General features: G+C 66.4%; 21 protein-coding genes. 8 read left to right on the top strand and 13 right to left on the bottom strand.

All coding sequences use genetic code 11. The features are described from left to right. Positions 1-52 precede the first annotated feature (52 nt). The 4 genes from NFH98_RS01955 to NFH98_RS01940 are packed head-to-tail and all read right to left on the bottom strand — an operon-like array spanning position 53 to position 2,719. Complete coding sequence (locus tag NFH98_RS01955; RefSeq protein WP_348827498.1) at positions 53-1,087, bottom strand: nickel/cobalt transporter; 1,035 nt, start codon at positions 1,085-1,087, stop codon at positions 53-55. Beyond that, positions 1,081-1,725 carry a DUF1007 family protein gene (locus NFH98_RS01950; RefSeq protein WP_348827497.1) on the bottom strand — a complete coding sequence of 215 codons (645 nt, stop codon included), beginning with the start codon at positions 1,723-1,725 and terminating at the stop codon, positions 1,081-1,083. Before NFH98_RS01950 ends, NFH98_RS01955 begins: the two co-directional genes overlap by 7 nt. A 59-nt stretch (positions 1,726-1,784) precedes the next feature. After that, positions 1,785-2,168, bottom strand: coding sequence for a hypothetical protein (locus NFH98_RS01945; RefSeq protein WP_348827496.1), 384 nt, complete (start codon positions 2,166-2,168; stop codon positions 1,785-1,787). 17 nt (positions 2,169-2,185) lie between these two features. Further along, the gene (locus NFH98_RS01940; protein WP_108195008.1) at positions 2,186-2,719 is read right to left on the bottom strand and encodes a hypothetical protein; all 534 of its coding nucleotides are present in this window, start codon (positions 2,717-2,719) and stop codon (positions 2,186-2,188) included. Between the two features lie 212 nt (positions 2,720-2,931). Between NFH98_RS01940 and NFH98_RS01935 the strand changes: the two genes are divergently transcribed. Further along, complete coding sequence (locus tag NFH98_RS01935; protein WP_253555142.1) at positions 2,932-4,068, top strand: glycerate kinase; 1,137 nt, start codon at positions 2,932-2,934, stop codon at positions 4,066-4,068. A 182-nt stretch (positions 4,069-4,250) separates the two neighbouring features. Next, positions 4,251-4,724, top strand: coding sequence for a Dps family protein (locus tag NFH98_RS01930; RefSeq protein WP_108131144.1), 474 nt, complete (start codon positions 4,251-4,253; stop codon positions 4,722-4,724). A 78-nt stretch (positions 4,725-4,802) separates the two neighbouring features. Here the strand turns inward: NFH98_RS01930 and NFH98_RS01925 are convergent, their stop codons facing one another. The 3 genes from NFH98_RS01925 to NFH98_RS01915 are packed head-to-tail and all read right to left on the bottom strand — an operon-like array spanning position 4,803 to position 10,224. Beyond that, positions 4,803-6,245 carry a DNA recombination protein RmuC gene (locus tag NFH98_RS01925; RefSeq protein WP_348827495.1) on the bottom strand — a complete coding sequence of 481 codons (1,443 nt, stop codon included), beginning with the start codon at positions 6,243-6,245 and terminating at the stop codon, positions 4,803-4,805. Positions 6,246-6,257: 12 nt separating this feature from the next. Beyond that, complete coding sequence (locus tag NFH98_RS01920) at positions 6,258-7,724, bottom strand: aminoacyl-histidine dipeptidase (RefSeq protein ID WP_349622144.1); 1,467 nt, start codon at positions 7,722-7,724, stop codon at positions 6,258-6,260. Between the two features lie 34 nt (positions 7,725-7,758). After that, positions 7,759-10,224, bottom strand: a complete 2,466-nt coding sequence (locus tag NFH98_RS01915; protein WP_349622143.1) for a GNAT family N-acetyltransferase — start codon at positions 10,222-10,224, stop codon at positions 7,759-7,761. 374 nt (positions 10,225-10,598) lie between these two features. On the opposite strand from NFH98_RS01915, the gene dctP reads away from it, so the two are divergent. The 4 genes from dctP to NFH98_RS01895 all read left to right on the top strand — a co-directional run bounded on the left by dctP (position 10,599) and on the right by NFH98_RS01895 (position 14,785). After that, positions 10,599-11,705, top strand: a complete 1,107-nt coding sequence (dctP, locus tag NFH98_RS01910; protein WP_348827492.1) for a TRAP transporter substrate-binding protein DctP — start codon at positions 10,599-10,601, stop codon at positions 11,703-11,705. 86 nt (positions 11,706-11,791) lie between these two features. Then, entirely contained in the window at positions 11,792-12,304 is a 513-nt protein-coding gene (locus NFH98_RS01905) for a TRAP transporter small permease subunit (RefSeq protein ID WP_045991387.1), read from the top strand. Further along, positions 12,301-13,629 (top strand): TRAP transporter large permease, encoded by a 1,329-nt coding sequence (locus tag NFH98_RS01900; RefSeq protein ID WP_045991386.1) that lies wholly within the window; start codon positions 12,301-12,303, stop codon positions 13,627-13,629. Before NFH98_RS01905 ends, NFH98_RS01900 begins: the two co-directional genes overlap by 4 nt. Before the next feature lie 196 nt (positions 13,630-13,825). Continuing rightward, entirely contained in the window at positions 13,826-14,785 is a 960-nt protein-coding gene (locus tag NFH98_RS01895) for an alpha/beta hydrolase family protein (protein ID WP_108131139.1), read from the top strand. A gap of 15 nt (positions 14,786-14,800) precedes the next feature. On the opposite strand, the gene NFH98_RS01890 is transcribed toward NFH98_RS01895, so the two are convergent. From NFH98_RS01890 to NFH98_RS01880, 3 genes are read right to left on the bottom strand one after another with little or no spacing between them, the layout of a single operon-like run. Then, positions 14,801-17,845 (bottom strand): efflux RND transporter permease subunit, encoded by a 3,045-nt coding sequence (locus NFH98_RS01890; RefSeq protein WP_349622142.1) that lies wholly within the window; start codon positions 17,843-17,845, stop codon positions 14,801-14,803. A gap of 3 nt (positions 17,846-17,848) precedes the next feature. Then, on the bottom strand, positions 17,849-19,006 hold the full coding sequence (locus NFH98_RS01885; RefSeq protein WP_045991383.1) for an efflux RND transporter periplasmic adaptor subunit: 1,158 nt from the start codon (positions 19,004-19,006) through the stop codon (positions 17,849-17,851). 16 nt (positions 19,007-19,022) lie between these two features. Continuing rightward, complete coding sequence (locus NFH98_RS01880; protein WP_108448433.1) at positions 19,023-19,616, bottom strand: TetR/AcrR family transcriptional regulator; 594 nt, start codon at positions 19,614-19,616, stop codon at positions 19,023-19,025. A gap of 217 nt (positions 19,617-19,833) precedes the next feature. Between NFH98_RS01880 and NFH98_RS01875 the strand changes: the two genes are divergently transcribed. Then, the gene (locus tag NFH98_RS01875) at positions 19,834-21,489 is read left to right on the top strand and encodes an ABC transporter permease (protein ID WP_231498506.1); all 1,656 of its coding nucleotides are present in this window, start codon (positions 19,834-19,836) and stop codon (positions 21,487-21,489) included. Between the two features lie 66 nt (positions 21,490-21,555). Here NFH98_RS01875 and NFH98_RS01870 read toward each other — a convergent pair whose 3' ends face one another. Then, complete coding sequence (locus tag NFH98_RS01870) at positions 21,556-22,701, bottom strand: ABC transporter ATP-binding protein (protein ID WP_045991380.1); 1,146 nt, start codon at positions 22,699-22,701, stop codon at positions 21,556-21,558. Positions 22,702-23,082: 381 nt separating this feature from the next. Here NFH98_RS01870 and NFH98_RS01865 point away from each other — a divergent pair, with 381 nt between their 5' ends. After that, the gene (locus NFH98_RS01865) at positions 23,083-24,102 is read left to right on the top strand and encodes a Fe(3+) ABC transporter substrate-binding protein (RefSeq protein WP_108131134.1); all 1,020 of its coding nucleotides are present in this window, start codon (positions 23,083-23,085) and stop codon (positions 24,100-24,102) included. A 145-nt stretch (positions 24,103-24,247) separates the two neighbouring features. Here the strand turns inward: NFH98_RS01865 and NFH98_RS01860 are convergent, their stop codons facing one another. After that, entirely contained in the window at positions 24,248-24,757 is a 510-nt protein-coding gene (locus tag NFH98_RS01860) for a hypothetical protein (protein ID WP_146164618.1), read from the bottom strand. A gap of 122 nt (positions 24,758-24,879) precedes the next feature. Next, the gene (locus NFH98_RS01855) at positions 24,880-25,788 is read right to left on the bottom strand and encodes a LysR family transcriptional regulator (RefSeq protein WP_348828111.1); all 909 of its coding nucleotides are present in this window, start codon (positions 25,786-25,788) and stop codon (positions 24,880-24,882) included. Positions 25,789-25,833: the final 45 nt, after the last annotated feature.

Below are 25,833 nucleotides of genomic sequence, written 5' to 3'. Positions count from 1 at the left end.
AGCGGACTACAGCCCAGGTCCTATCGCGAAAGCCAGGTCGAAGCGGCCTGGCTCAGGCTCCCAGTCCCCCTGGTCGCCCTCCGGGGGACATCAGTGGCAGGCTGGGGTCGCTGGCGCCGACCTGAGACATCAGCAGGATCCCGAGCCCGGCGATCAACAGCCCCCCGGTCAGCGCTACCAGCGCACCCAGCCGCGCCATCACTCGACCACGAGCGGCGGAGGTCCGTGCGGCACGGGCGGCGACCCAGTCCCGCGCCAACACGCTGGCAAGCCCCAGCGTCGATACCGTCAAGGCGGTACCCAGCGACATCGCCAGTACAGCGGCCACCCCCATCCAGGGCTGGCCGAGCAGGCTGGTCACCCCCATCAGCAGCACCGCCCCTGAGCAGGGTCTTGCGCCGATCGCCAGCACCGCAAGCCAGGCCTCCCGACGCGGCCCGTGGGGCGAGACATGATGATGGCCGGAGCAGCAATCGTGGTGTTCGTGGTGACCGTGGTATTGGTGGTGGCGGTGCGGTTCATGAGGGCCATGGTGGCCATCATGAGAAGGCGCCGGGTCCGCCGAGGAGGATCGCGCGATCTTGAGCAGTCGTCCAAGCGCCCGTGCACTCAGCCACAGGCCCAGCAGCGCGACCAGCGCAAAGCTCAGTCGCTCAACCCAGACCACGCTGCCCAGGGCCTCCCGGGTCAGCCAGCCAAGCCCCTGCACCAGCGCCAGGATCAGCACGATGGCCACCGCACCCTGCAGCAGGGCGGCCGCCACCGACAGCGCCAGGGCCCGCCGCCAGGCTCCGCCCTGGGAGACCAGGTAGGCACTGATCACGGCCTTGCCGTGGCCTGGCCCGGCGGCATGGAAGACACCGTAGAACAGGCTCAGGCCGATCAAGGTCAGCCAGGCGTCGGAGGAAGGCGTCCGGTCGAGCAGCGTTACCGCCTGGGTCAAGCGGCGGTGCAGGTCGGCCTGCATGGCGATGACCCAGTGTCCGAGGGCGTCCAGCGCTCCGCTGGCCTCGAGCGCCAGGATGAGCACCGCCACCACGCCCAGCGCCAGAGCCAGCTGCAGCCAGGGTCGTTGCCAGCTCAGCATGACACCCGCCCCGTCTCGGCAAAGAAGCGACCGAGCCCCTGGGGGGCGCTATCGTCGACATCGAGCTGGGCCGCCGCCATGACCTTCTCGGGATCGGGGTCGGCGACGATGATCGACGCCTGACAGGCATCCGGCACGCTCAACGCCTGGGCCAGAGGCCCCTCGTCGTCGGCTTCGTGCACCACCTCGACGTAGTAGGAGGGATCGAAAACGCGATATTCCAGGGTACTGCCGGCAAGGTCCTGAGGCTCGGCCAGCGGCAGCCGAAAGTGCAGCACCACGCGCTCGTCACGGGCCATCACTGTGGCTTCGCTGACCGCTGCGAAGGCCAGCGCCTGGCCGTCGACCTCGGCCTCGGTAAAGAAGTCCCGGGGCGCAAGATTGACCAGCATGTCGCCCCCCAGCCGATCCAGCGCGGCGTCCTGGCCGTCCTCGGCGGCGCGAGCCTCCTCGAGCAGCACCAGGCTGTAGAAGGGATCCAGGCGCCACACCTGGCGCAGGGCGGTGACCCTGCCCTGGTCGTCGGTCTCGAGCGTCACCGACAGATCCACCCAGCTATGGGGATGCGCCATCGCCAGTGTGGCGGGCGCCAGCCACAGGCCGGCGCCCAGCGCGAGAGACAGAAGAAATGCCGCCACGGCGCGGCGATGCAAGTCCAAAGCGGCCTGAAATCCGGCCACAGCACGCGAGAGATAGATCAACGGGCTAGTCTTCCTTGTAGTTCGACAAACAGGGGTTCCACCACCGCAGGCGGCAGGCGCCGCCCGCCACGGTAGCCTTGCAGCGAGACGCTGGCACCGGAGGCGCCGGCAGGCTCGACCCGCGCCTCGAGGCGATAGCCCGGCGGACGTGCCAGGGAGGCGTCGATACGCCCCAGTTCGCCGTCGGCCTGGGTGATGACATAGCCCTGCTCAAGCAGCATCGCCAGGGTTTCGTTCAGGGCCGGCCCGGGCGCCACCGCGACCAGCATCTGGCGCGGCGGCTCGGCCATCGATGATGAGCCGGCGCAGCCCGACAGCCCGACGGCCATCAGCATCACCGACAGGCTCAGCAGTCTCTTTCCGGGGGCCTTTCCCTCCACTGATGTCCACCTTCGCGTCATTGCACACCCCCGCTGCTGGATGCCACCGACGCCAGTTGCTGACGCACCGATGCGCAGAAGTCGGCGTCACTGGCGGTGCGCGACTCACGTAGCTGGCCGGTCCAGTCAAACAGGCGAATATCCCGCGTCAGACGGACGTCCTGGCCATCCAGCGCCACCGAGACCCGCTCGACCCGGGTCGCATCGTCGTTGGTACCCCAGCCCCAGGAGCCAAAGCCGACCCCTACGCCGGCGCCGACGTGGCCACCGCTGCCACCCAGCACGAAGCCGCCCAGGCGTGGGCGCACGGCGTCGGCGTTATGGTAGGTGGTGCGCTCGGTCTTCTCGGCGCTGACCACCCCGAGTGCGGTATCGGTATCACGCACCAGGAAGTCGCGGCCTTCCAGCACCGTGACCACATCGGCCAGGGATACCGAGCCGGCTACCACCGGCCATTGACACCCGGACGAGGGAGCGGGTTCCGCCACCGGCATCTGCTGAGGCGTGCTCTGACAGGCGCTTAGCCAGGGCAACAGGCCCAGCACCGCCACTGATGAGCATTTCGCCCAAATGTTGCGGCCTCTATCGGGCAAATTTTTGTACATTTGCATCAGGACCTCCCAGCCAGGGGCGTGAAATACTGTCAAGAGTCTACGCTGTCCCGAGCCACGGGCAAACGCTCGCCCAGCCGAACCTCGGGCCCAGCGGCGATCGGCCTGTCGCCCCTCAGGCGTGCGCCCACCTTTTCACCAGAGGACCGACCATGAACCTGTTGATCTGCCCCGACAGCTACAAGGATGCCCTGGCCGCCAGCGACGCCGCCCGCGCCATTGCCGAGGGGGCCCGCCGCGCCGACCCGGACATCACCATCGACGAGTGCCCCATGGCCGATGGTGGCGAGGGCAGCCTCGACGCCCTGCTCGGCGCCACCGGGGCCGAAAAACGCAGCGTCAGGGTACAGGACGCCCTGGGGCGCCCCGCCGAGGCCGCCTGGGGTTGGCACCCAGAGTCCCGCACCGGCTATATCGAGCTGGCCGAGGCCAGCGGCCTGCAGGCGCTGAGCTCGTCAGAGCGCACCGCGCTGGACAGCACCACCCACGGCGTCGGCGAGCTGATCCTGGCCGCCCTGGACGCTGGCGCCGAACGCCTGTTGATTACCCTGGGCGGCAGCGCCACCAACGACGGGGGCGCCGGCATGCTGGTGGCCCTGGGTGCCCGCCTGCTCGACGCCGACGACCAGCCGATTCCCCCCACCGGGGCTGGGCTCGAGGAACTGGCACGGGTGGATCTGTCGGGGCTCGATTCGCGCCTGGCCGATGTCAGGGTGGAGGCGGCGGTGGACGTGGACAATCCGCTGCTGGGCGAGCGCGGCGCCAGCGCGGTCTTCGGTCCCCAGAAGGGTGCCAGCGAAGCCGATGTAGCGCGCCTGGACGCCGCCCTGGCGCACTGGGCCGACAAGGCTGCCGAGTGCCTCGGCGAGGACCTGCGCGACGCCCCCGGCACGGGCGCGGCCGGGGGCATGGGCTTTGCCGTCGCTGCCTTCCTTGGCGGCGAGCTTCGCCCAGGTATCGAGATGATCATGGAGCAGGCCGGCATGGACGAACGCCTGGCACGAGCGGATCTGGTGATCACCGGCGAGGGCCAGCTCGATGGCCAGAGCCTGTCGGGCAAGACCCCGATCGGCATTTCGCGGGCGGCCCGCGCCAAGGGGGTGCCGGTGATCGTGCTGGCCGGTCGTATGGCACCAGGCTGGCAGGCGGCGCTGGACGAGGGCGTCAGCGCCGCCTTCGCCCTGGCCGACGGCCCGATGGCACTGGACGAGGCGCTGGAACGCTGCGCCGAGCTGCTCGCCGATCGAAGCGAGAACCTGATTCGCACGCTCCAGGCCATCGGCCGTTGAAGGGAGGCCCGGCCTACCGAGGTGACAGGGCTGCCCTTGAAAGCGGCCTTCGTCATCCCTATGTCATCCCTACGTCATAGGCAGGCGTCATCAATGGACGCTATCGTGGCGATGGAAGAGATTCACTCTCCAACGCCCTCCCTTAGGGATAGACTGGAACACAGCGATCAAGGAGGTATTGCATGAGCGACACTAACGCCATCGGCCTGCATTCAGGCAGCGCCAGCGATCTGGCCGAAAAGCTCAACGAGCTCCTGGCCAACTACCAGATCTTCTACATGAACGTTCGTGGCTATCACTGGAACGTGAAGGGCTCGAACTTCTTCGAACTCCACGAAAAATTCGAGGAATTCTACACCGACCTGCTGGCCAAGGTGGACGAGGTCGCCGAGCGCATCCTGACCCTCGGTCACAAGCCGGTTCACGCCTACAGCGACTATATCTCGCTGTCGCGCATCACCGAGGCCAAGGACGTGCATGACGGCGAAGCCTGCGTGCGCGGCGTGCTGGAAGGCTACCAGCGGCTGATCGAACTGCAACGCGAGATCCTGTCCGTTGCCTCCGACGCCGACGATGAAGGCACCGCCTCCCAGGTCGGAGACTACATCCGAGAGCAGGAAAAGACCGTGTGGATGCTGGGCGCCTACCTGGGCTGACCCCCTGGCGACCCACGCAGTGCAAAGGAAGACGCCCCGCTCGGCTTGAGCGGGGCGTCGTCGTTTACGGCGGTCACTTCAGGCGTCGTCGACGGCCTGACCATCGTTGCCCAGCGTCGCCGGCGACTGAGCCGCCCTTTTGAGCTCCTCCGGCAGCGGCTTTTTCATCCGCGCGCCGAGGCGTTCGAGCTCGAGCGCCTGAGCGACCAGGCTGCCCTGGCCCTGGGACAGCCGGTTCATCGCCTGGTGATGACTGGCGCTGGCGCGCTCCAGGTGCTTGCCGACGTCGTCGAGGCTGTCGACGAACCCCGAGAACTTGGCCAGCAGGCGCTCTGCCCGTGACACGATGACCCGGGCGTTCTCGTTCTGGCGCTCCATGCTCCAGAGCCCCGCCACGGTCCGCAGACTGGCCAGCAGGGTGGTCGGGGTGACCACCACCACCTGGCGGTCGAAGGCTTCCTGGAACAGCGAAGGATCACGCTCGAAGGCCGCGGCGAAGGCCGGTTCCACCGGTACGAACAGGAACACGAAGTCCGGCGAATGCAGCCCCGGCAGGGCCGGGTAGTCCTTGGCGGCGAGTCCGCGGATATGGCTGCGCAGCGAGGTCAGGTGGGCGCTCATGGCGCTTTCGCGCTCGGTTTCGTCGTCGGCGTTGACCACCCGGGTCCAGGCGGTCAGGGAGACCTTGGCGTCGACGATCAGGTGGCGATCCTCGGGCAGGTAGATGATGGCGTCGGGACGCTGGCGTCCCTGCTCGCCGTTCATCGACACCTCGCGGCGGTACTCGATGTCGCGCCGCAGGCCGCTGCGTTCCAGCACGGTCTCCAGCATCAACTCGCCCCAGCCGCCCTGGGCCTTCTGGTCGCCCTTGAGCGCCCGGGCAAGCCCCGCCGCCTCCTCGCCGAGGCGGGCGTTGAGACCCGCCAGCTGCTCGATCTGGGCCTTGAGCGATACCGCCTCGCGGCTGTGCTGTCCGGTCAGGTCCTCGACCCGCTGGCGGAACTGGTCCACCTGCTCGCGAAACGGCTTGAGCAGCGACTCGAGTCCCTCGCGGCTCTGGGTCTGGTAGGCCTGCTGGCGCTCGTCGAAGACCTGGCCTGCGAGCCGATGAAATTCCTGCTTGAGCTGCTCCCGGGAGGATTCCACCAGCGCCATCTGCTCGCGATGACGCGCCGCCATCTGCTCGCGCTCGGTCTCCAGACGGGCATTGTGCTCACGCACATCGGCGAGCTGCTGACGGGCGGCGCCGAGCTCGCCCCGCTGGGTCTCGAGCTGCTCTCGGCTGGCGTCGAGCTGGGCATCGCTGATGGCCAGCTCCTGCTCGAGCTGGCGTGCGGCCTCGCGCCGCTGCTCGAGCTGAGCCTTGGTCGTCTCGAGCTCTGCTGCCAGGGCCTGTTCACGCCGCTGCCCCTGTCGATGCCCTCGCCAGGCCAGCGCCAGCAACGTCATCGCCAGCAGCGAGACGCCGGCAAGAGCCGGCGCCAGGGGCTGGGCGAACAGTGACTCGAGGGCCGGACTCATCTCAGCCTCATATCAGCGGGTGCCCTCGGCCAGGTCGCCGATCAGCGCCTTGAGCAGGCCGTAGAATTCCTCCACCGAGGCGATCTCGACGCGCTCGTCCGGCGAGTGGGCGCCGCGAATCAGGGGGCCGAAGGAAATCATCTGAAGCTCGGGGTACTTGCCGCCGAGAATCCCGCACTCGAGCCCGGCGTGGATGACCTTGATCTCCGGGTCCACCGCCAGGCGCTGACGATGCAGCTCACAGAAGTGCTTGAGCAGGTCGCTGTCGGGCTGAGGCGTCCAGCCGGGGTAGCCGTTCTCGACCCGGGTACGGGCACCGATCAGCTCGAACAGCGCGGTGAAGCGCTCGGCCAGATCCATGGTGGCGCTGTCGCGCAGTGAACGCACCAGGGCGCACAGGTGAAAGCGGCCGTTCTCGAGGCTGACCACGCCCAGGTTGTTGGAGGTCTCGACTACGCCTGGCACCTCGACGCTCATGCGCTCGACACCGCAGGGCGCGGCGTGCAGCGCCGCCACCAGCAGGCGGCTGGCGTGGCGGGTCAGCGCTTCCTCGCGCGGCGTGGCGCAGGGCTCCAGGGTCAGCCGCAGGCCCTCGTCGACGCCGGACAGCTCGCGGCGCATATCGGCCTCGAGGCGCTCGATGCGCGAGCGCAGCGCGTCGATCTCGTCCCGAGGCACCATCACCACCGCCTCGGCCTCGCGGGGGATGGCGTTTCTCAGGGTGCCGCCACGGTAGTCGACCAGGCGCACCTCGCAGCTGTCGAGGGCGCGCAGCACCCGCACCAGCAGGCGATTGGCGTTGCCCAGCCCCTTGTCGATATCGATCCCGGAGTGGCCACCACGCAGTCCCTTGAGGCTCAGCGTCAGGGCTTCTTCGTCCTCGCCCACCGACTCCACCGGCAACTGGGCCTCGACCACCACGTCGGCGCCACCGGCACAACCGATGTAGACCTGGCCACGGTCCTCGGAGTCCAGGTTGAGCAACAGACTGCCCTCCAGCCAGCCTTCGGCCAGATTCAGCGCACCGCCCATGGAGGTCTCTTCCTCGAGAGTGAAGATCGCCTCCAGCGGGCCATGGACGAGTTCATCATCGCCGAGGATCGCCAGCGCCGCCGCCACCCCCAGGCCATTGTCGGCGCCCAGGGTGGTCTGGTCGGCCTTGAGCCAGCCGTCCTCGACCCGCGTGACGATGGGATCCTGGGTGAAGTCGTGTGGCTTGTCGGCGTTGGCCTGGGCCACCATGTCCAGATGGCCCTGGAGGATCACCCCCGGTGCCCCTTCGCGCCCGGGGCTCGCCGGCTTGGACAGACGCAGGTTGCCGTAGGCGTCACGGTCGTGGGCGATGCCGCGCTCGTCTGCCCAGGCTTCAAGGATCTCGACCAGAGCCGCCTCGTGGCCCGAGGGGCGCGGCGTGTTGCACAGGGTACGGAAGTGACGCCAGATGGCGGTCGGAGCGAGGCTATCGAGATGTTCGTTCATGATGTCTATGTCTGCCTTTGCGAATGTTGGCACTCTACCCTCGCCCCGGGGCCTTGGAAAGGGTCTCCAGCAGTGCCAGGGCTCGGCCCACGGCGTCCCGCAACCATTGCTTGACCTGTGCCTTGCCGCGCAGCGATAGCCCCTGCGCTAGGGAACTTTCCGAACGTCCCTGAAACGCCCACGCTGCGAGCCAGGCCAGACTGTCATCGTGGCCATCGTCAGCCTTGGACCTCGCCTTGGACCTGGGCGACGACATCGACGACGACAGTGACAGCGACGCCAGCCGGCGAACCAGGGCCTGGATGGCCGGACGCGCCAGCGCCGGCTCGCGCTGGCCCCTGGCCAGGTCCTGGAGCTCACGACGGTCATCGGCGTCGAGAGAAAAGCGATCTTCGGCGTCGAGCGAAAAGCAGTCCTCGGCCTCGAGCGAAAAGCGGTCTTCAGCGCTGAATGTACGACGGTCCCCCGCGCTTCCCAGCAGTGCCAGCACCACAGGTGGCGACAGGCGTGTCAGTTCGAACGCCAGCAGCCCCGGCAACTGCCGCTCAAAGCGCCGCGACAACCGCTCGATCAGGTCCCGGTTGTGCTCCCCCAGGGCCAGCGCCACCATCGCCGCATGCTCGCCGGTGGCGGCCTCCCGGGTCAGTCCCAGGCGCACCGGACGAAAGCCCTGCGCCTGCCAGAACGCTAGCAGCTCCGGATCGGCGCCGAAGCTCGCCCCCAGCAGTGCCTTGCCGGCCTGTTCGGCCTGGCGTGCCGCCTCCTGGATCAGCCTCGCCCCGCACCCCAGGCGGCGCCAGTCGGGGTGTACGGCAATCCGGGTGATCCGGGCGCTGGGTGCCTTCAGTGCAGCTGCTTCACCGGCGTGGGCCGCCAGCGACTGGGCCATCAGGTGACCACGCGGGCGTCGCTGTCCCAGCAGCACTCGCTCGGCCAGATCGGCATCGAAGCCGCCCTCATCGACGCACACGCACACCGCCAGCGGCGCACGTGGTGTCCCGAGGATCGAGATGCGGGTCGCCGGCGCGTCAAGCAGCGCCCGCAGGTCCGCCGGGGTGGTGCGGTAGTGAGCCTGGACCAGCAGGCCGAAGATGGCTCTCAGGGAGGCTTCGTCCCGGGCCAGGACATCACGATCGAGCGTGGTACAGGGCAGCTCGGCCAACTTTTGACCAGGACAAGGCGCACTCACCCTCGCCCCCTTCGGCACTGTGGGGAGTTCTGCATCCAGGCACAGCAGCGCGTCGATGGCCCGCTCAAGGGGGTCTCCATCGGCCCAGCGTATCGGCGTCCTGAGCTCGATGGCCTGCCACTGGGGCGTCTGCGCCTCCAGATGACGACGAAAGCGCAACGCAAAACCTCGCCCCGAGCCCTCGTAGCCATGCACCGTGGTGGCGAAGGCAAGCCGCGGAAATGCCGCCAGCCACTCGCCCAGCAGCGCCGCCGGAATCGCCGCCGCCTCGTCCACCAGCAGCAGCGAGCCGGGGCCGCCGGCTTCCCCCCGGGCGACGGCGTCAGTCAGTGCGTCAGGGGCGATAAAACGCACCCGCCCCCCGGGCGCCTCGAAGTCCCTTTCATCGCCCTGTCCCTCGGGCAGCAGCGTCGCCAGGCGCTCGAATACCGGCGCCACCGAGGACGCCCTCGGTGCCGTCACCAGGATATCCAGCGGCGCCTGGCACTGCTGCTCGGCCTTGACCAGCAGGCGGGCGCAGGCGATGCCCAGCGCCGCCGACTTGCCGCGACCACGATCAGCGGTGATCACCAACGGGCGGCGACGCCTGAGCCGCGTCAGCCGACGTACCACCTCGGCCTGGTCGGGGCTCAGGCAATCCGGGTCGGGGCTGTCTGGACAAGGGTTGTCTGAACATGAGCCATCGGCAAAAGGGCTTTCCTGGCCATCATCGGGCGTTGCCGTCAGGCCCTCCCCCTGCCGCCAGCGCAGCATCCCGGGAAAACCCGCCAGCAGCCGATGGCAGCGCTCTAGATAACGGCTCGTGAGCTGTTCCGGCCGCCAAGGGTGGGCCGCCAGGCGGCAGTAGTCGTCGTCGGGTCGGCGGCCACCGTCGTCGGGGGTCAACAGCACCAGCAGGCCTCCCGCCACCAGGGTGCCGGCCACCGCCCCCAGGGCGTCAGGATCGAGGCCAGTGCCTGGCGAGGCGGCGTCGAACACCACCAGGTCGTGCTCGCCGCCGAGCCGGGTACGCGCCTTGGCGGCGGGAAGGCGCTCAAGCGACGGCGGGGGGTTGGCGGCCCTGTCATGGGCCCCGGTGCCGGCCCTGGCATGGGCCCCGGTGCCGGCCCTGTCAGCAGCCTCGTCAATCGCCGTTCCCCCGACCCACAGCGGCGCCGACCATCCGCCTTGGGCCAGGCACTCGCGGGCAACGCCCCGCGCCCGGTCAGGAGCCTCGCTCACCCACAGCAAGCCGCGAAAGCGCCGCCCTCGCAGTTGCTGTCGAAAGGCAGCGAGCCGCGCGAGGTCCTGTCGGGTCAAAAAGTGGGACATTAAGGCTCCCTGATAAATCAACTTTGGTCTAAAGGCTGCGCCGATTAAACGATCGAGCCGACTACGGCAGCGCAGCATAGATGTCGCTCTAACTTATTCATTTTGCTGAATTGTCGAAACTTTTTCTCACGCTATCGACTGTGCAGCCGCCAAAAAAGTGTGCCGTTTCATCGACATGGGTCGCATCGATCATCTCTTGAAGACCGTGCTAGCTTGATGAAGCCGAGGCGCCATCGTGGGCCAACCCCACGCTGGAACGCCACTACCCCCAGGCACCGAACCCAAGACAATGGCCCAGGGTGCCGGACGCAATTTCGGTGAGGCAGCGATCGCCTCATTTGCACAGAACACAACAACCCACGGGGAGCACCTGCATGAAGCACATGACCAAGTTTACCCTGACCAGCATGGCTGCCGGCATCGCCCTGGCCGCCCTGTCGAGTGGCGCCATGGCCCAGGAAAAGTGGACCATGACCACCACCTGGCCGGAAAACCTCGACCTGATCCAGATCGACAAGCACTGGGCCGAGCTGGTCAACCAGCTGGCCGGGGACGAGATCCAGATCGAGTTCTACGCCGGCGGCACCCTGATGCCCGGCACCGAGGTCTTCGACGCCACAGAGACCGGCAGCATCCAGGCCGCCGGCGACTGGCCGGGTTACTGGGCCGGCCGCAGCCCGGCGTTCTCGCCGCTGGCAGCCACCCCCAGCCTTTTCAACGGCATGGACTACCTGAACTGGATCACCCAGTGGGGCGGCTTCGAGCTCTACCAGGAGATCTACGGCCAGTACAACCTGGTCTACCTGCCCTACGGTATCACCAACAACGAGTCCGGCTTCCGCGGCGGCACCCCGATCGCGTCTCTCGCCGACATCGAAGGCAAGCGTCTGCGTCTGTCCGGGCGTGACCAGGGGCGGGTGCTCGAGCAGCTTGGTGGTTCCCAGGTCACCCTGGCCGGCGGCGAGATCTACCAGGCCATCGAGCGTGGTGTGGTCGACGGCGCCGAGTTCTCGACCCCCGGTGTCGACTACAAGGCTGGCTTCTCCGAGGTTGCCGACTACTGGATGACGCCGGGCTGGCACCAGTCTGCCAGCGTGTTCGGTGTAATGATCAACAAGGACGCCTGGGACGCTCTGTCCGAGGAGACCCAGGAGAAGCTGAAGATCGCCTCCGAGGCCACCATGGCCTGGTCGCTGGCCTGGTCCGAGAAGCAGTCCACCGAGGGTACCGCCAAGTTCCTCGAGGACGGCACCACCATCAACCAGCTGTCCGAGGAAGACCTGGCCCAGATCCAGGAGGTCACCAACCAGGTGATCGTGCAGGGTTCCTGCGAGGACCCGATGCTCGGCAAGGTCTACCAGTCGATGATCAGCTACATGCAGGACTACGCCCAGTGGCGTGACGTCTCGGTGCCCTACAACATGAGCCGCGTCACCGACAACCTGCCGTCGCTTGACGAGATCGAAGCCTGCCTCGAGTAACAACCAGGCACGTTTCTGTCACTACCGGCCGGCGGCTCTCTGCGCGAGGCCGCCGGTCATCGTTGGACTTCGACGAGAACCCCACCATGAACGCCATTGCCAAGGCCATCGACTGCTTGAACGAGTGGTTCGGCCGTTTGATCGCTCCGCTGATCGCGATCATCACCCTCGTGGTGGTCTACGACATCGCGATGCGCTTCTTTATCGGACGCCCCAGCGACTGGGCCTTCGACGTCACCACCATGCTGTTCGGTACCCATTTCATGCTGATGGCCGCCTACGGGCTGCGCCATCACGCCCATGTGGAGGTGGACATCGTCAAGCAGCTGCTTTCCCGGCGCGGTCGCGCACTGATCGACCTGCTCGGCTACCTGCTGTTCTTCACCCCCTTCATCATCATGTTCATCACCTATAGCTGGCGCTTCTTCGAGCGCTCCTGGAGCCGCGCCGAGTCCACCTACGGCATCGTCTCGATCCCGGTCTACCCAGTAAAAGCCGTGCTGGTCATCGCCAGCGTGCTGATCCTTCTGCAGGCCATCGCCATCGTCATTCGCGCCATCAATGAGCTGACAGGCCAGGGCGTGGAGGAAGCCAAATGAGCGCTGAACTTCTGACCATCTTCATGTTTGCAGGCCTGATGCTGGGGCTGTTCATGGGCCACCCGTTGGCCTTCGTGCTGGGCGGTGTCGCGGTACTCGGCGCCTGGTTCGGCCCCGGTCCCCAGGTGCTCGGCATCATCATCAACAACATCTATGGGCGCGCCATGGACAATTATGTCCTGGTGGCGATCCCGCTGTTTATTCTGATGGCGCGCTTTCTCAATGACTCGGGCGTCACCGAGAAAATGTTCGAGAGCATGCGCCTGTTGCTCGGACGCGTGCGCGGCGGCCTGGCGCTGACCGTGGTCATCGTCTCGGTGCTGCTGGCGGCCACCACCGGCATCGTCGGCGCCTCCATCGCGGTGATGGGCCTGATCGCCCTGGCACCGATGCTCAAGTACGGCTACAACAAGGGCCTGTCCGCCGGCGTCATCATGGCCAGCGGCTGTCTCGGCATCCTGATTCCGCCAAGCATCATGCTGATCCTGATGGCCAGCTACTCGCCGGTGTCGGTGGGTGCGCTGTTCGCCGGTGCCCTGGTGCCGGGTCTGCTGCTGGGCTCGATGTACGCGCTCTACGTGCTGGTGATCTGCCTGATCAAGCCCGACTTCGGCCCTCCTGTAGGCGCCGAGGAGCGTGCCGAGACCAGCACCGGGGAGCTGGTGATCCGCTTGTGCAAGTACGTACTGCCGCCGATGAGCCTGATCCTCGGGGTGCTGGGCGCCCTGTTCACCGGTATCGCCACCGCCACCGAGGCCTCGGCCATCGGCGTGACCCTGGCCTTCCTGCTGTTCCTGATCTTCGGTGATCGCAAGCTGTCGACCTGCTACAACACCTTCATCGAGGCCGGCAAGACCACCACCATGGTGATGTTCGTGCTGGTGGGGGCGACCGCCTTCACCGGGGTGTTCTCCATCGGCGGCGGCATGGACGTGATCAGCGAACTGGTGCTGGCGATGCCCGGTGGCACCACCGGCGCACTGATCCTGATGTTCCTGCTGGTATTCGTGCTGGGCATGTTCCTCGACTGGACCGGCATCGTGCTGCTGAGCTTCCCGATCATGCTGCCGATCATCGAGACCATGGGCGTCGACATGCTGTGGTTCGTGGTGATGGTGGCGGTGGTATTGCAGACCTCCTTCCTGACCCCGCCCTTCGGCTATGCGCTGTTCTACCTGAAGGGCGTGGCGCCACCGGAGGTCGAGACCCTCGACCTGTACAAGGCGGTGATCCCGTTCTGCGCGCTGATATTGATTGCCTGCGTGCTGATGTCCTACTTCCCCGCCCTGGTCACAGGCCTGCCCTCGATGCTGCTGGGCTACTGACCCTCAGGGTAGCCTCCAGCACAACCACACAGCCCCCGCTTCGCGGGGGCTACTCGTTTAGAACGACGATTTTGCCAGTGCGTTTCCGGCATATTCTTCGACTTTTCACCCCCTCGCGCTCCTGATTGGGTAAAGCCTCGACGCCGTTCCTGCATCGTATTAAGAGTTCTTAGACACTCTGTGCAAGGGCAGCATCATGGCCAACGTGACCCGCTTCACCCTCTCCGCCTCCGATGCCTATCCGCTCGGCGCCAGCCACTTCGAGGCCACACAGCCGCTGCGTGGGGTGGTGATCATTCACTCCGCTTCGGCGGTGTCACAACGCCTTTATCAGGCCTTCGCACTATTCCTGGCCGAGCAAGGCTTCCACGTGCTGAGCTACGACTATCGCGGCATCGGGCGGTCGCGACCGGAGCATCTCGAGAAACTGGGGGTGCGCATGCAGGACTGGGCCGAGCTAGACGCCGACAGCGTGACCCAGTGGGCTCGCCAGCACTGGCCGGACTTGCCGCTGCTTGCCATCGGTCACAGCTTCGGTGGCCATGCCATCGGCCTGGGCGACGCCAGTCGACACTTGAGCGGCGCGGTGCTGATCGCCTGTAATGCCAGCTGTCTGCGCTTCATCTCATCACCCTGGCTGAGGCTGCGCGCCTGGATGCTGTTCAAGCTGGTGTTTCCTTTGCTGTCCCGCATCAAAGGCTATGTGCCCTGCCGACGGCTCGGTATCGGTGAAGACGTGCCCGATGGTGTGGCTCGCCAGTGCAGTCGCTGGACCAGCCTGCCGCGCTACTTCTTCGACGACCCGGAACTCAACGCCGAAGTGCGATTCGCCCGCGTGGCGTTACCTCTGCTGGTGGTGGGGCTCGACGACGACCCCTACGCCAGCAGCGACAGCATCGACCTGCTGGCAGGCTACTTCACCGGGGCTTCGATCAAGCGCCTGCAGCTGTCTCCCAGGGTAATGGGCAGTGGTGTGCTGGGGCACCTGGAAGGATTTCGCCGCCGCCACCGTGACACCCTGTGGCCGCTGGTTTCTTCCTGGCTGGTGGAGCGGGCCCCGTCGACGCAGCCAGATGGCGTGTCAGACGCCCCCTGGTCCCCCATCGCCGACGAGGCTGGCCCCCATGGGGCCAGCGTTCAGGGGGCCGGCGGCTAGGCAGCGGCGGCAGGATCAGCCAGCGCGAATTCGCATCAAGGTGCAATACGCCACCGGCAGGATCACCAGGGTCAACAGGGTGGCGACGCCCAGACCGAACACGATGACCACCGCCATGGAGGCGAAGAAGGCATCGGTGAACAGCGGCAGCATCCCCAGCATGGTGGTCACGGCGGCCATGGTCACCGGCCGCACACGACTGACCGCGGCCTGGATCACGGCGTCGTGGGCATTGTCCTGCTGGCCACGCTGCACGTTGATCTCTTCCATCAGCACGATGGCGTTCTTCAGCACCATGCCGATCAGGCTCAAGGTGCCGAGCAGCGCCATGAAGGTGAAGGGCGCCCCGAGCAACGCCAGGCCACCGATGATACCGATCAGCATCAGCGGCACGATCGACCAGATCGCCAGCGCCTGGCGCAGCCGGCCAAACAGCAGCACGGTGATAATGAACATGCCGAGCAGGCCCATGGGCAGCGATGACAGCAGCGCCTTCTGAGCGTCGCTGGCAGTTTCGTACTCACCGCCCCATTCGATGGCATAGCCCGGCGGCAGCTCGATGGCCTCGACCAGGGGACGCAGCCGCGCCAGCACGCTGGCAGCGGTCTCACCGGACAGCGGCATCGGCTCGGCGTACACCGCCAGCATGCGACGCCGGTCACGACGCTTGATCAGCGGATCACGCAGCTCGGTGTGCAGCTCGCCGAGCACGTTGCCGGCGCTGAGATAACGTCCCTGCTCTTCACTCCAGACGTTGACCGCGCTGAGGTTGTCGATGTCGTGGCGCTGGTCCTCCCGGGAGCGCATCACGATCGGAATCAGCTCGCTGCCTTCCCGGTAGACGCCGACCTGCTCGCCGTCATTGTTGAGCCTGAGCGCCTGGTGCAAGGCGTCCCGGGTGACTCCGACGCGACGTGCCTGTTGCTCGAGGAACTCGGGCACGATGACGCTCTCGCGATTGCTCCAGGACAGCCGGATGCTGTCGGTCATCGGCTCGTCCTGGAAGATGCCACGCACCTCGGCGCCCAGGCGGTGCAGGGTCTCGGGATCGTCACCGTAGATGCGCGCCTCGATGCTGGCCTTAGCCGAGGGGCCGACCTGCAACGCCTGGACCTTGTACTGGACCCGGGGGAAGTCCTCGCGCAGGGTCTCGATCACCTCTTTCATGCGGGCTTCCCGGGACGCGCGGTCCTCGGTCTCGACGATCAGCTGACCAAAACTCGCATAGCGGTCCTCGGGGGCATAGGTCAGGGTGAAGCGCTGTGCGCCGCCACCGATCACGCTGGTCACCCGGGTCACGTCCTGCATCTCCAGCACCTGCGTCTCGAGGCGCGCGATGGTGCGCTCGGTCTCCAGCACGTCGGTGCCCTCCGGCAACCACACATCGGCAAAGAACAGCGGTGTGGTGGCGTCGGGAAAGAAGGCGTTCTTGACCTGCCCCGACAGCGACAAGGCACCGGCCAGCAGCGCCACCGCCAGCACCAATGTCAGGTAGCGGAATCGAACCCCCAGCACCAGCAGGCGGCGAAACACCCGGAACAGCAGGCCACGATAGGGATCGCTATCCCCCTCCTCGCCCGCTTCGATGCGTTCCTTGAAGAACAGATCGAAGAAGAAGGGGGTCAGGGTCAGGGCGGTGATCCAGCTCAGGAACAGCGAATAGCACAATACCCAGAACAGTGACCCGACGAACTCGCCGGTAGCGTCCGGCGACAGCCCGATGGGAGCAAAGGCGGTGATCGCGATGACCGTGGCACCCAGCAGCGGCAGGCGATTCTGACCGACCACCTCCAGCGCCGCCTGGCGCTTGGTCTTGCCCCGGGCAAGGCCGATCATCATGCCCTCGGTGACCACGATGGCGTTGTCCACCAGCATGCCGAGGGCAATGATCAAGGCGCCCAGCGAGATCTTCTGCAGCTGGATGCCGTGAATCGACATCATGATGAAGGTGCCGAGGATGGTCAGCAGCAGGATCAGGCCCATCAGCAGCCCGCTACGCACCCCCATGAACAGCAACAGCACCAGTATGACGATGCCGACCGCCTCGGCCAGGTTGATCAGAAAGCCGTTGACCGCGTCCTCCACCACCTCGGGCTGGTGGTAGACGGTGGCCAGTTCCATGCCCAGCGGCATGCGCTGTTCGAGCTCGGAAAGCCGCTTCTCGACCCGTTCGCCGACCTCCACCACGTTGACGCCGGAACCAAACGAGATGCCGATGGACAGCGCGGACTGCCCCCCTGCGTGGTAGAGCAACTGGGGCGTATCGGTGGTCTGGCGAGTGACCTCGGCGATATCGCCAAGGCGGATCAGGCCGTCACCGGGGCGGCCCACCACCAGCCGCTCGAGCGACTCGACGCTGTCGAACTCGCCGGTGGGCTGCACCGACAGCGACAGGCCATCGAGCTTGATATGGCCCGCGTCGCCCACCACGTTCTGGGCGTTGAGCAGGTCACTCAACTGCTGTGGCGAGATCCCCAGCGCGCGCATCCGGTCACGGTCCAGCGACACCACCACCTGGTCCTGCACGGTGCCGGCGATGGCGACCTTCTTGACCCCGTCGACCAGGCGCAGCTCCCGCTGCAGCAGGTCGGCGTGGTCTTCCAGGTCCTGCTGGCTGTAGTCCTCGCCGGTCAGGGTCAACAGCAGGCCGAAGACGTCACCGAAGTCATCGTTGACGATGGAGGTCCCGGCGCCGGGGGGCAGCTCGGCCTGGACGTCGCTGATCTTGCGCCGCAGCAGGTCCCAGTACTGGGCAAGTTCGTGCTCGCGCACCGTGTTCTCGAGCTCCACGGTGATCTGCGACAGGCCGTCGGCGTTGACCGAGCTGACCCGCTTCAGGTCGGGCATCTGCTGGATCGCCTTCTCCAGGCGCAGGGTGACCTCCTCTTCTACCTGTTCTGGCGTGGCGCCGGGGTACTGGGTCGAAATGATGGCGTTGCGGATGGTGAACTCGGGAAACTCCAGCTGCCCGAGCCCGAAGAAAGACACCACCCCGCCAACGGCCAGCAGCAGGGTGATCATCCAGCTGATGACCTTCTGGCGCAGAAAGTAGTCGACCATCGATCAGAGCCCCTCTTCCTTGATCCAGGGTCGTACCCTGCGTCCTTCCTGCATGCGTTCGGCACCGGCGGCGACCAGCCGGTCGCCGGCCTCGAGCTCGCCCTCGATCAGCATCCCCTGGGTGGTGATGCGCCCCGGCACGACCGGCACCGCCTCGACACGTCCAGGGCCGTCGGCGCGGGACTCGTCGTCGGGCACGAAGCGCCACACCACCGCCTGGTCAGGCTGCGATTCCCGCGTGGCCACCGCCGCCACCGGCACCCGCCAGGGATCCTGGCTATCACCGGTCAGGGCGCTCATGTCCAGCAGCACCGTGGCGCTCATGCCCGACAGCACCGTGATGTCGTCGGGTTCAGGCAAGGTCAGGGTGACCTCATAGCTCAGCGACCCCTGGCTGACGCTGCTGTCGTGCTCCTTGTAGCGGGCCGGGTAGCGCTGCTGCTGGTTCTCGGCGAAGGTCACCCAGACCACCGCATCCTCGCCGTCCTGCACCGCCTGGGCGCGCTCGTCATTGATCCGACGGACCTGCTGCTCCGGCAGCTGGAAGGTCACGTCGATGGACCCCGGCTGCTGCAGCTCGGCGATGGTCTGCTGGGCACCGACCACCTGATAGTTGTCCACCGGAACCGACGCAATCACGCCGCTGAAGGGCGCGCTGAGCTCGGTGTAGCTGAGCTGGTCCTGGGCCTGCTTGAGCTGGGCCTGGGCCGACAGAAACTCGGCACGTGCCTCGTCGAAGCGGGACCGACTGATGGCACCACGCTCCAGCGAGATACGCATGCGCTCGTAGGTCGCCTCGGCCAGGTTGTAGCTCGAACGGGCGTTGGCCAGCTGACTCTTGGCGTCACGATCGTCGAGGCGGGCGACAAGGTCGCCTTCTTCGACGTCATCCCCCGGCTGCACGGCCAGCTCGCGCAGTTCCCCACCGACCCGGAACGACAGCTCCGAACGCTCCGAGGCCTGCACCTGGCCGGGATAACGCATCAACATGCCCTGACGCCCGGCGTCCAGCGACACCAGCTTCACCGGGTGTACCTGCTGCTGGGACAAGGGCGGCTGGTCGGATTCACAGCCGGCGACAAGCGCCACGACGGCAAGCAGACTGAACCTGGCCAGCAGGCGCTCAAGGCGCGACGTCGGAGGAAACGTAGAGAAGGTCATGGGGGCTCCTGAGGCGTCAGGGACGCGAGTTGTCGTGGCGAACGGCAATGGCGTCCCAGGCCATCGCAAAGGCCTGGTCGATATTGGTGTGGGTGGGCTCGAACGGGTGGCTCCCCTGGCTCTGCACCAGGTGGTAGATCGGGCGGAACATGAAGCTTTCCAGCAGCGCAAGCCCAACCGGCTTGAGCACGCCATCCCGATGCCCCTGGGCGATGGCATCGAGCAAGGGCGCCAGGCGCAGATCGTTGCGCTCGCGGACCCGATCATTCATCCATACCGAATGGCTGAAGGCGTCGTGGAAGCGAAACAGGCGCGGCTGGTCGAGGGCCAGATGAAACAGCGCATGCCACATCTCGCGCAGCGCCTGGCGCAGCTCGAGTGCCGCATCGAAGGCCTCCAGGGCGGTATCGATCAGCTGGTCACAAACGTGCACAAAGGTCGCCTCCAGCAGGGCGTCCTTGTCGGCAAAGTGGATATAGAGGGTGGCGGGCGACACCCTGGCGCGACGCGCGATACGGGCCACCGAGGCCACGCCGAAGCCGTGCTCGGTGACCTCGACCAGGGTCGCCTCGAGCAGTGCCACCCGCTTGGTGTCGTCGCGTGGGCGCATGACATTTACCCTCTTTTGAGATGCCTCTTAAAATAAATGAATAGTTATTCACTTTCAAAGCCCGCCGAGCCAAGGTCTCACTTCCGTTTGGTGCGCGCCTCCATGCCTCCCCTTGATGGCCAACTGCAGCCGCCGGCACGGACTGGTATGATCTGGCCTCCCGTCCGTCAGCGGTGCCCGCAGCAGGAGTCCGTCCGTGTCCAGCAGTACTCATTCCGTGGCCAAGGTTCGTTCCCGGCGGCTTTCGCGCTGGGGCTGGTTGACGCTGGCTGTCGCCGCGGTGGTGGCACTGCCGGTGCTGGTGATCCTGGCCCATATTCTGGTGCCCGCCGGCGATATCTGGCGTCACCTGGCCGACACTGTGCTGACGCGTTATCTGCTCAACACCCTGTTCCTGGTACTCAGCGTCGGCCTTGGTACCCTGGCCATCGGTACCGGCTGCGCCTGGCTGGTAGTGATGTGCCGTTTTCCCGGCAAGCGCCTGTTCGAATGGGCCATGCTGCTGCCGTTGGCGGTACCCACCTACGTCATCGCCTACGCCTACACCGACTTTCTGCAGTACGCAGGGCCGGTGCAGGAGGCCCTGCGCGAAGCCTTCGGCTGGTCCCGCGGGGACTACTGGTTTCCCGACATCCGCTCGTTACCGGGTGCCGCCACCCTGATCACCCTGGTGCTCTACCCCTACGTGTACATGCTGGCCAGGGCGGCCTTCCTCGAGCAGTCGGTGTGCATGCTCGACGTGGGACGCACCCTGGGCCGCGGCCCCTGGCAGATGTTTACCCAGGTGGCGGTACCGCTGGCGCGACCGGCGCTGGTGGGGGGCGTGTCGCTGGCCTTGATGGAAACCCTCAACGAGTTCGGCGCGGTGCAGTACTTCGGCGTGGATACCTTCACCACCGGCATCTATCGCACCTGGTTCGGACTTGGCGAACAGGTCGCCGCCGCCCAGCTGGCGGCGTGTCTGCTGGCCTTCGTGATCCTGTTCGTGCTGCTGGAGCGCTGGTCCCGGGGCAAGCGCCGCTTCCACCACACCTCTCACCGCTACCAGCAACTACCGGAGTACCGTCTAAGCGGTGCACGCGCCTGGGCGGCCACCCTGGCCTGCGCGCTGCCGGTGACGGTGGGCTTCCTGTTGCCCTGCCTGCTGCTGGGGTACATGGCGCTGAAGGCCGGAGACAGCGTGCTGGGCAGCGCCTTTTTCGAGTACGCCGGCAACAGCCTGCTGCTGGCAGCCGTCGCCGCCCTGATCGCGGTGGGGCTGGCGGTGGTGCTGAGCTATGGCGCCCGACTCGAACAGGGCCCGCTGACCCGCACGGCCACGCGGGTGGCCTCGCTGGGCTACGCGATTCCGGGGTCGGTGGTGGCGGTAGGCATCCTGATCCCCTTCGCCTGGGTCGACGTCCAGCTCAACCAGCTGTACAAGGCCGCCACCGGGGAGGTGATCGGCCTGATCCTCAGCGGTACCGCCTTTATCCTGATCTATGCCTATGTGGTGCGTTTTCTCGCGGTGTCGTTCAACGCCGTGGAAGCGAGCCTGGGCAAGGTCACCCCGTCGATGGACGCGGCCGCCCGCACCCTCGGCGAGACCGCCACCGGCACCCTGCGCAAGGTGCATACGCCGATCATGCGCGGCAGCCTGCTGGCCGCCGGGATCCTGGTCTTCGTCGATGTGATGAAGGAGCTGCCGGCCACCATCATCCTGCGCCCGTTCAACTTCGACACCCTGGCGGTACGAGCCCACAACCTGGCCGCTGACGAACGCCTGGCCGAGGCCTCGACAGCGTCCCTGGCCATCGTTGCCGTGGGGATCATTCCGGTGGTGCTGCTGAGCCTGGCGATGCGCCGCTCGCGCCCGGGCCAGGCCAGCGACTGACGCAGGCCCCTGCTGGATACGACCCGATACGAATAGTCCCCCCCTGGTGCGCCGGGGCCAGGGGGTCTAGACGGCCTCGGCGCCGGACGCCTCGGCGGGGAACACGAATACCTGGGCCGGGTCGAGACTGACCTGCACGGCCTGGCCTTCCCTCGGCAGAAAGACCCCGGGTACCCGGGCGTGCATGTGGGCCTCCTGGCCATCGATACCGTGCACGCAGAGGTGCAGCAGACTGCAACGCCCCAGCAGTCGTGCCATCAGCACGTGGCTGTGGTGGGCGTGCTGGCCGTCGCTCTCGATTTCCACCACCCTGAGCGCCTCCGGGCGCATCAGCACCTGGGCGCGGGCGCCGTCAGGCAGGTCGGTGGCGACGGGCCCCACCGCGGTATGCACATAGCCACGCTGGGCGACGCCTTCCAGGCGATTGACGTCCCCGAAGAAGGTCACCACGAAGGGGTCGGCCGGCGCGCAGTAGAGCTCTTCCGGCGTGCCTACCTGCACCACCCGACCATCGCGCATCAGCACGATGCGATCGGCCATGAACATCGCCTCTTCGGGGTCATGGGTCACCAGTAGGGTGCCTGCGCCCACCTGCTTGAGCACGTGCAGGGTGTCATCACGGATACGGTCCCTGAGACGCGCGTCGAGGCTCGAGAAAGGCTCGTCCAGCAGCATCAATTGCGGCGAGGGCGCCAGGGCCCTGGCCAGGGCCACCCGCTGCTGCTGGCCACCGGACAGGGTGTGCGGGAAGGCCTCGGAGTAGCCGTCCATACCCAGCTGAGCGAGCAGCTCCAGGGCTCGTTCACGGCGCGCGCGCGCCGGCATCCCCTTGAGCCCGAAGGTCACGTTGTCGAGCACGCTCAAGTGGGGAAACAGTGCCGATTCCTGGAAGGCCAGCCCCACGCTGCGCTTCTCCGGCGGCACGTGGGGGCGCCCCGGTGCGGCCAGGGTCTGGCCGTCAAACTTGAGCTCCCCCTGCTGCAACGCCTCGAGTCCGGCGACGATGCGCAGCAGCGTCGTCTTGCCACAGCCCGACGGCCCGAGCAGGCACACCACCTCGCCCGGCGCGATGTCGAAGGAGGCGTCGCTGACGGCAAGTTTGCTGTCGTATCGATGCTGGATATTGCGCACAGCCAGCAGAGGATCGGCGACAACGCCTTCCTCGAAGGTCTGCTCGGAAACGGTGGCGGAGCTGGCAAGGTGTGAGGTCATGGAGGGGATCGCGTGTCGAAGGTCGGATGGACGACGGCGAAAGCCGATGGATTGGCCATGGTAACGCGAATCCTTTCGACACGCCTTCTCCTTTGCCTGTGCGATATCTCCCGCTCCAACAGGTCAGCCTCGCAGTTCTGCCGGCTCCCGAAGCAGCGGGTGCCAGGGGGCGCAGCGCCAGGCTGGAGCGCCCGATGGTCGGAGGTATCCGCCCCCGACGCAGCCCCATCAGTACATCGATCGCGCCCCCTCCACTATGCCGAGAGAAGCACCCTGCATCAGCCCAAGGAGGCACAGTGATTGACGCCGTGCCCGGGAGGTCGTTCAATACGGACACCGAATGACACGTATTATCATTCCATCCGCCACTCGAGGTCTCCGATGTCCAACGTCTCTCGTCTTGCCATCGCCATCGCCCTGGCCGGCGCTTCCGGTCTCGCCTACGCCGACGGCAGCGTCAATGTGTACTCGGCACGTCACTACGACTCCGACCAGGCCATGTACGACGCCTTCACCGAACAGACCGGCATCGAGGTCAACGTGCTGCAGGGCGATTCCGACCAGCTCATCCAGCGCATCAAGCGCGAGGGCGAGGCCAGCCCCGCCGACATCATGATGACCGTGGACGCCGGCCGCCTGTGGCGCGCCGAGGAGGAAGGCATCTTCGCGCCGGTGGACTCCGAGGTGCTCAACGAGCGCCTGCCCGAGAGCATGCGCCATCCCGAAGGCGACTGGTTCGGCTTCAGCCAGCGTGTACGGGCGATCTTCTACAACCCCGAGACCATCGAGCCCGAGCAGGTCGACAGCTACGAGAAGCTGGCCGACCCCAGCCTCAAGGGCAAGATCTGCATCCGTTCCTCCAACAACATCTACAACCAGTCACTGCTGGCCTCGATGGTCGAGCACCACGGTGAGGAAGGTGCCGAAGAGTGGGCCCAGGGCGTGGTCGACAACATGGCACGCGACCCCGAGGGTGGCGACCGCGACCAGATCAAGGGCGTAGCCAGCGGCGAGTGCGACGTGGCGGTGGCCAACCACTACTACTACGTGCGTCTGCTGACCTCCGACGACGCCGACGAGCGCGAGGCCGCCGAGAGCGTGCAGATCCTGTTCCCCAATCAGGATGACCGTGGTGCCCACGTCAACGTCGGTGGTGCCGGCCTGGTCAAGGGTGCACCTAACCACGACAACGCCGTCGCCTTCCTCGAGTTCCTGGCCTCCGACGAAGCTCAGGAACTGTTCGCCGTGGGCAACCACGAATTCCCGGTGGTCGAGGGCGTCGCCGTGGACGAGGTGCTCGGCTCCTGGGGCGAGTTCAAGAAGGACGAAGTCAACGTCAGCGTGCTGGGCGAGAACAACCCGGAAGCGGTCAAGATCTTCGATCGCGTCGGCTGGCGTTAAGCCCGTCCACGCAGGCCCTCGCCGCTGGCGAGGGCCTGCGCAAGCAGTACAAACGCCAAGGCCACAATGACAGGGCCCGTGCCGATCGGCACGGGCCCTGTCATTGGTGCAGTCAATGGACCCGTCATGGGTCCAACAGCGGCAGTCAGCCGTCGGTGGACTCCAGACGCAGATCATCCGGGTGCTGCCAGACATCCAGGCTGCCCATACGGCGGCCGCGGTCGTTGAGGAAGGTTTCCAGCGTCACGGTGGTGTCGCTGCCGGCCCGGGAGAAGACCAGACGATCGGACGTCTCGCGGGTGGAGGTCCAGTCACTGCCCAGGCACTGGCCAAGGGCCTCACCACCGGCCACCAGGGCACCACGTGGGTCGTCACTGTCCATCCGTCCGAAACAGGAGTAGTGATCCGGGCGCTGCGCCGAGGTGATCAGACAGGAGTCGTGGAAGGCCTGGACATCGGTTTCCCAGCTGCGGGTCAGCCGAGTGTCGTCGAAGCGTCCCTTGATGTCGGTGAAATCATTGTCGGCACTGGCCACGGCCTGATTGAGGGCGTCGCAGTCGAACATCTCGGCCGCCGTCTGCGGTTGTGAGGTCGACGCACAGCCAGCCAGTGTCAGCATGGCCACAGCGGCCCATCCCATCTTTCCCCGTGTCATATCCTTGTCTCCGGCAGTGAGGCCGTGGCAACCACGACCAGATAAGCAATCCATGACCGACACCATAGCACCCGCAGTGCCATCTCGGCAGTCTGAAGACCTACTTCGCGTGACGCGAGTGACTAGACGGTGGTGGCGACATCCAGTTCCTTCAGCGCCTCATCCAGCATTTCGGCGAATACGGCGATGGCCAGAGGCAGCGGCCGATCCTTGGCCACACACATTTCCAACTGTGCCGCAGCGATACCACGATCCCGCAAAGGCACAAAGACAAGCTCCCCCTCGGCCAGTTCACGAGTCACATCCAGCGGATTGAGAAACGCCACGCCCACGCCCTCTCTGGCGAGCGACTTCATGCTCAGGATGCGGCCACACGCGGCAACGGCGGAGAGTCGCACGTCCTGAGTGGACAGCGCGCGTTCCAGAGTAGAGCCACGAAACATTGCCTGGTCCGGCAAGATGACCGGGACGTTCTCGAAATCCTTGAGGCGAAGCTCGCTCGCCTTGGCCAGAGAGTGCCACGGCGCCATGACCGCCCCGAAACGCAATTCGAGCCGTCGCAGGGTACGCAGGCGCGGATTGGACGGCGGATTGATGCAAAGTCCGATGTCAGCTTCTCCCGACAGGATAGCGTCGATGATGGGGTCGGTAAGATCGGTGGACAGGTCGAAACGCACACGAGGATAGCGCTCCATGAAGCGCCGAATGGTCACCGGCAGCAGGCGGTCGGTCACTGACTCCACCGACGCGACCCGCACCTCACTGGTACCGGTGCCACGGATATCGTCCAGCACCCCCAGCAGCTGACGTTCGTCCCGCTGCCACTGTCGCACCTGATAGACCAGCAGCTCGCCCGCCGAGGACAGGCGCAGGCCGCGGGGAAGCCGCTCAAACAGCGGTACGCCAAGCTCGTCCTCCAGCTTGAGGATCTGGCGATTGACCGCCGAGGCCGCCACATGGAGGTGGTCTGCGGCCCTGCGGATCGACCCTTGTCGGGCAACCTCATCGAAATAGCGTAGCGCGGTGGTCATCAAGGGCACGCGGAGTCTCCTGATTCGTCAGACCATGGCTGGCTC

Origin of the sequence: Halomonas sp. H33-56, assembly GCF_040147035.1 — a bacterium.
Classification (GTDB): Bacteria; Pseudomonadota; Gammaproteobacteria; order Pseudomonadales; family Halomonadaceae; genus Halomonas; species Halomonas litopenaei.
This window is presented reverse-complemented; position numbering and strand designations above follow the sequence as displayed.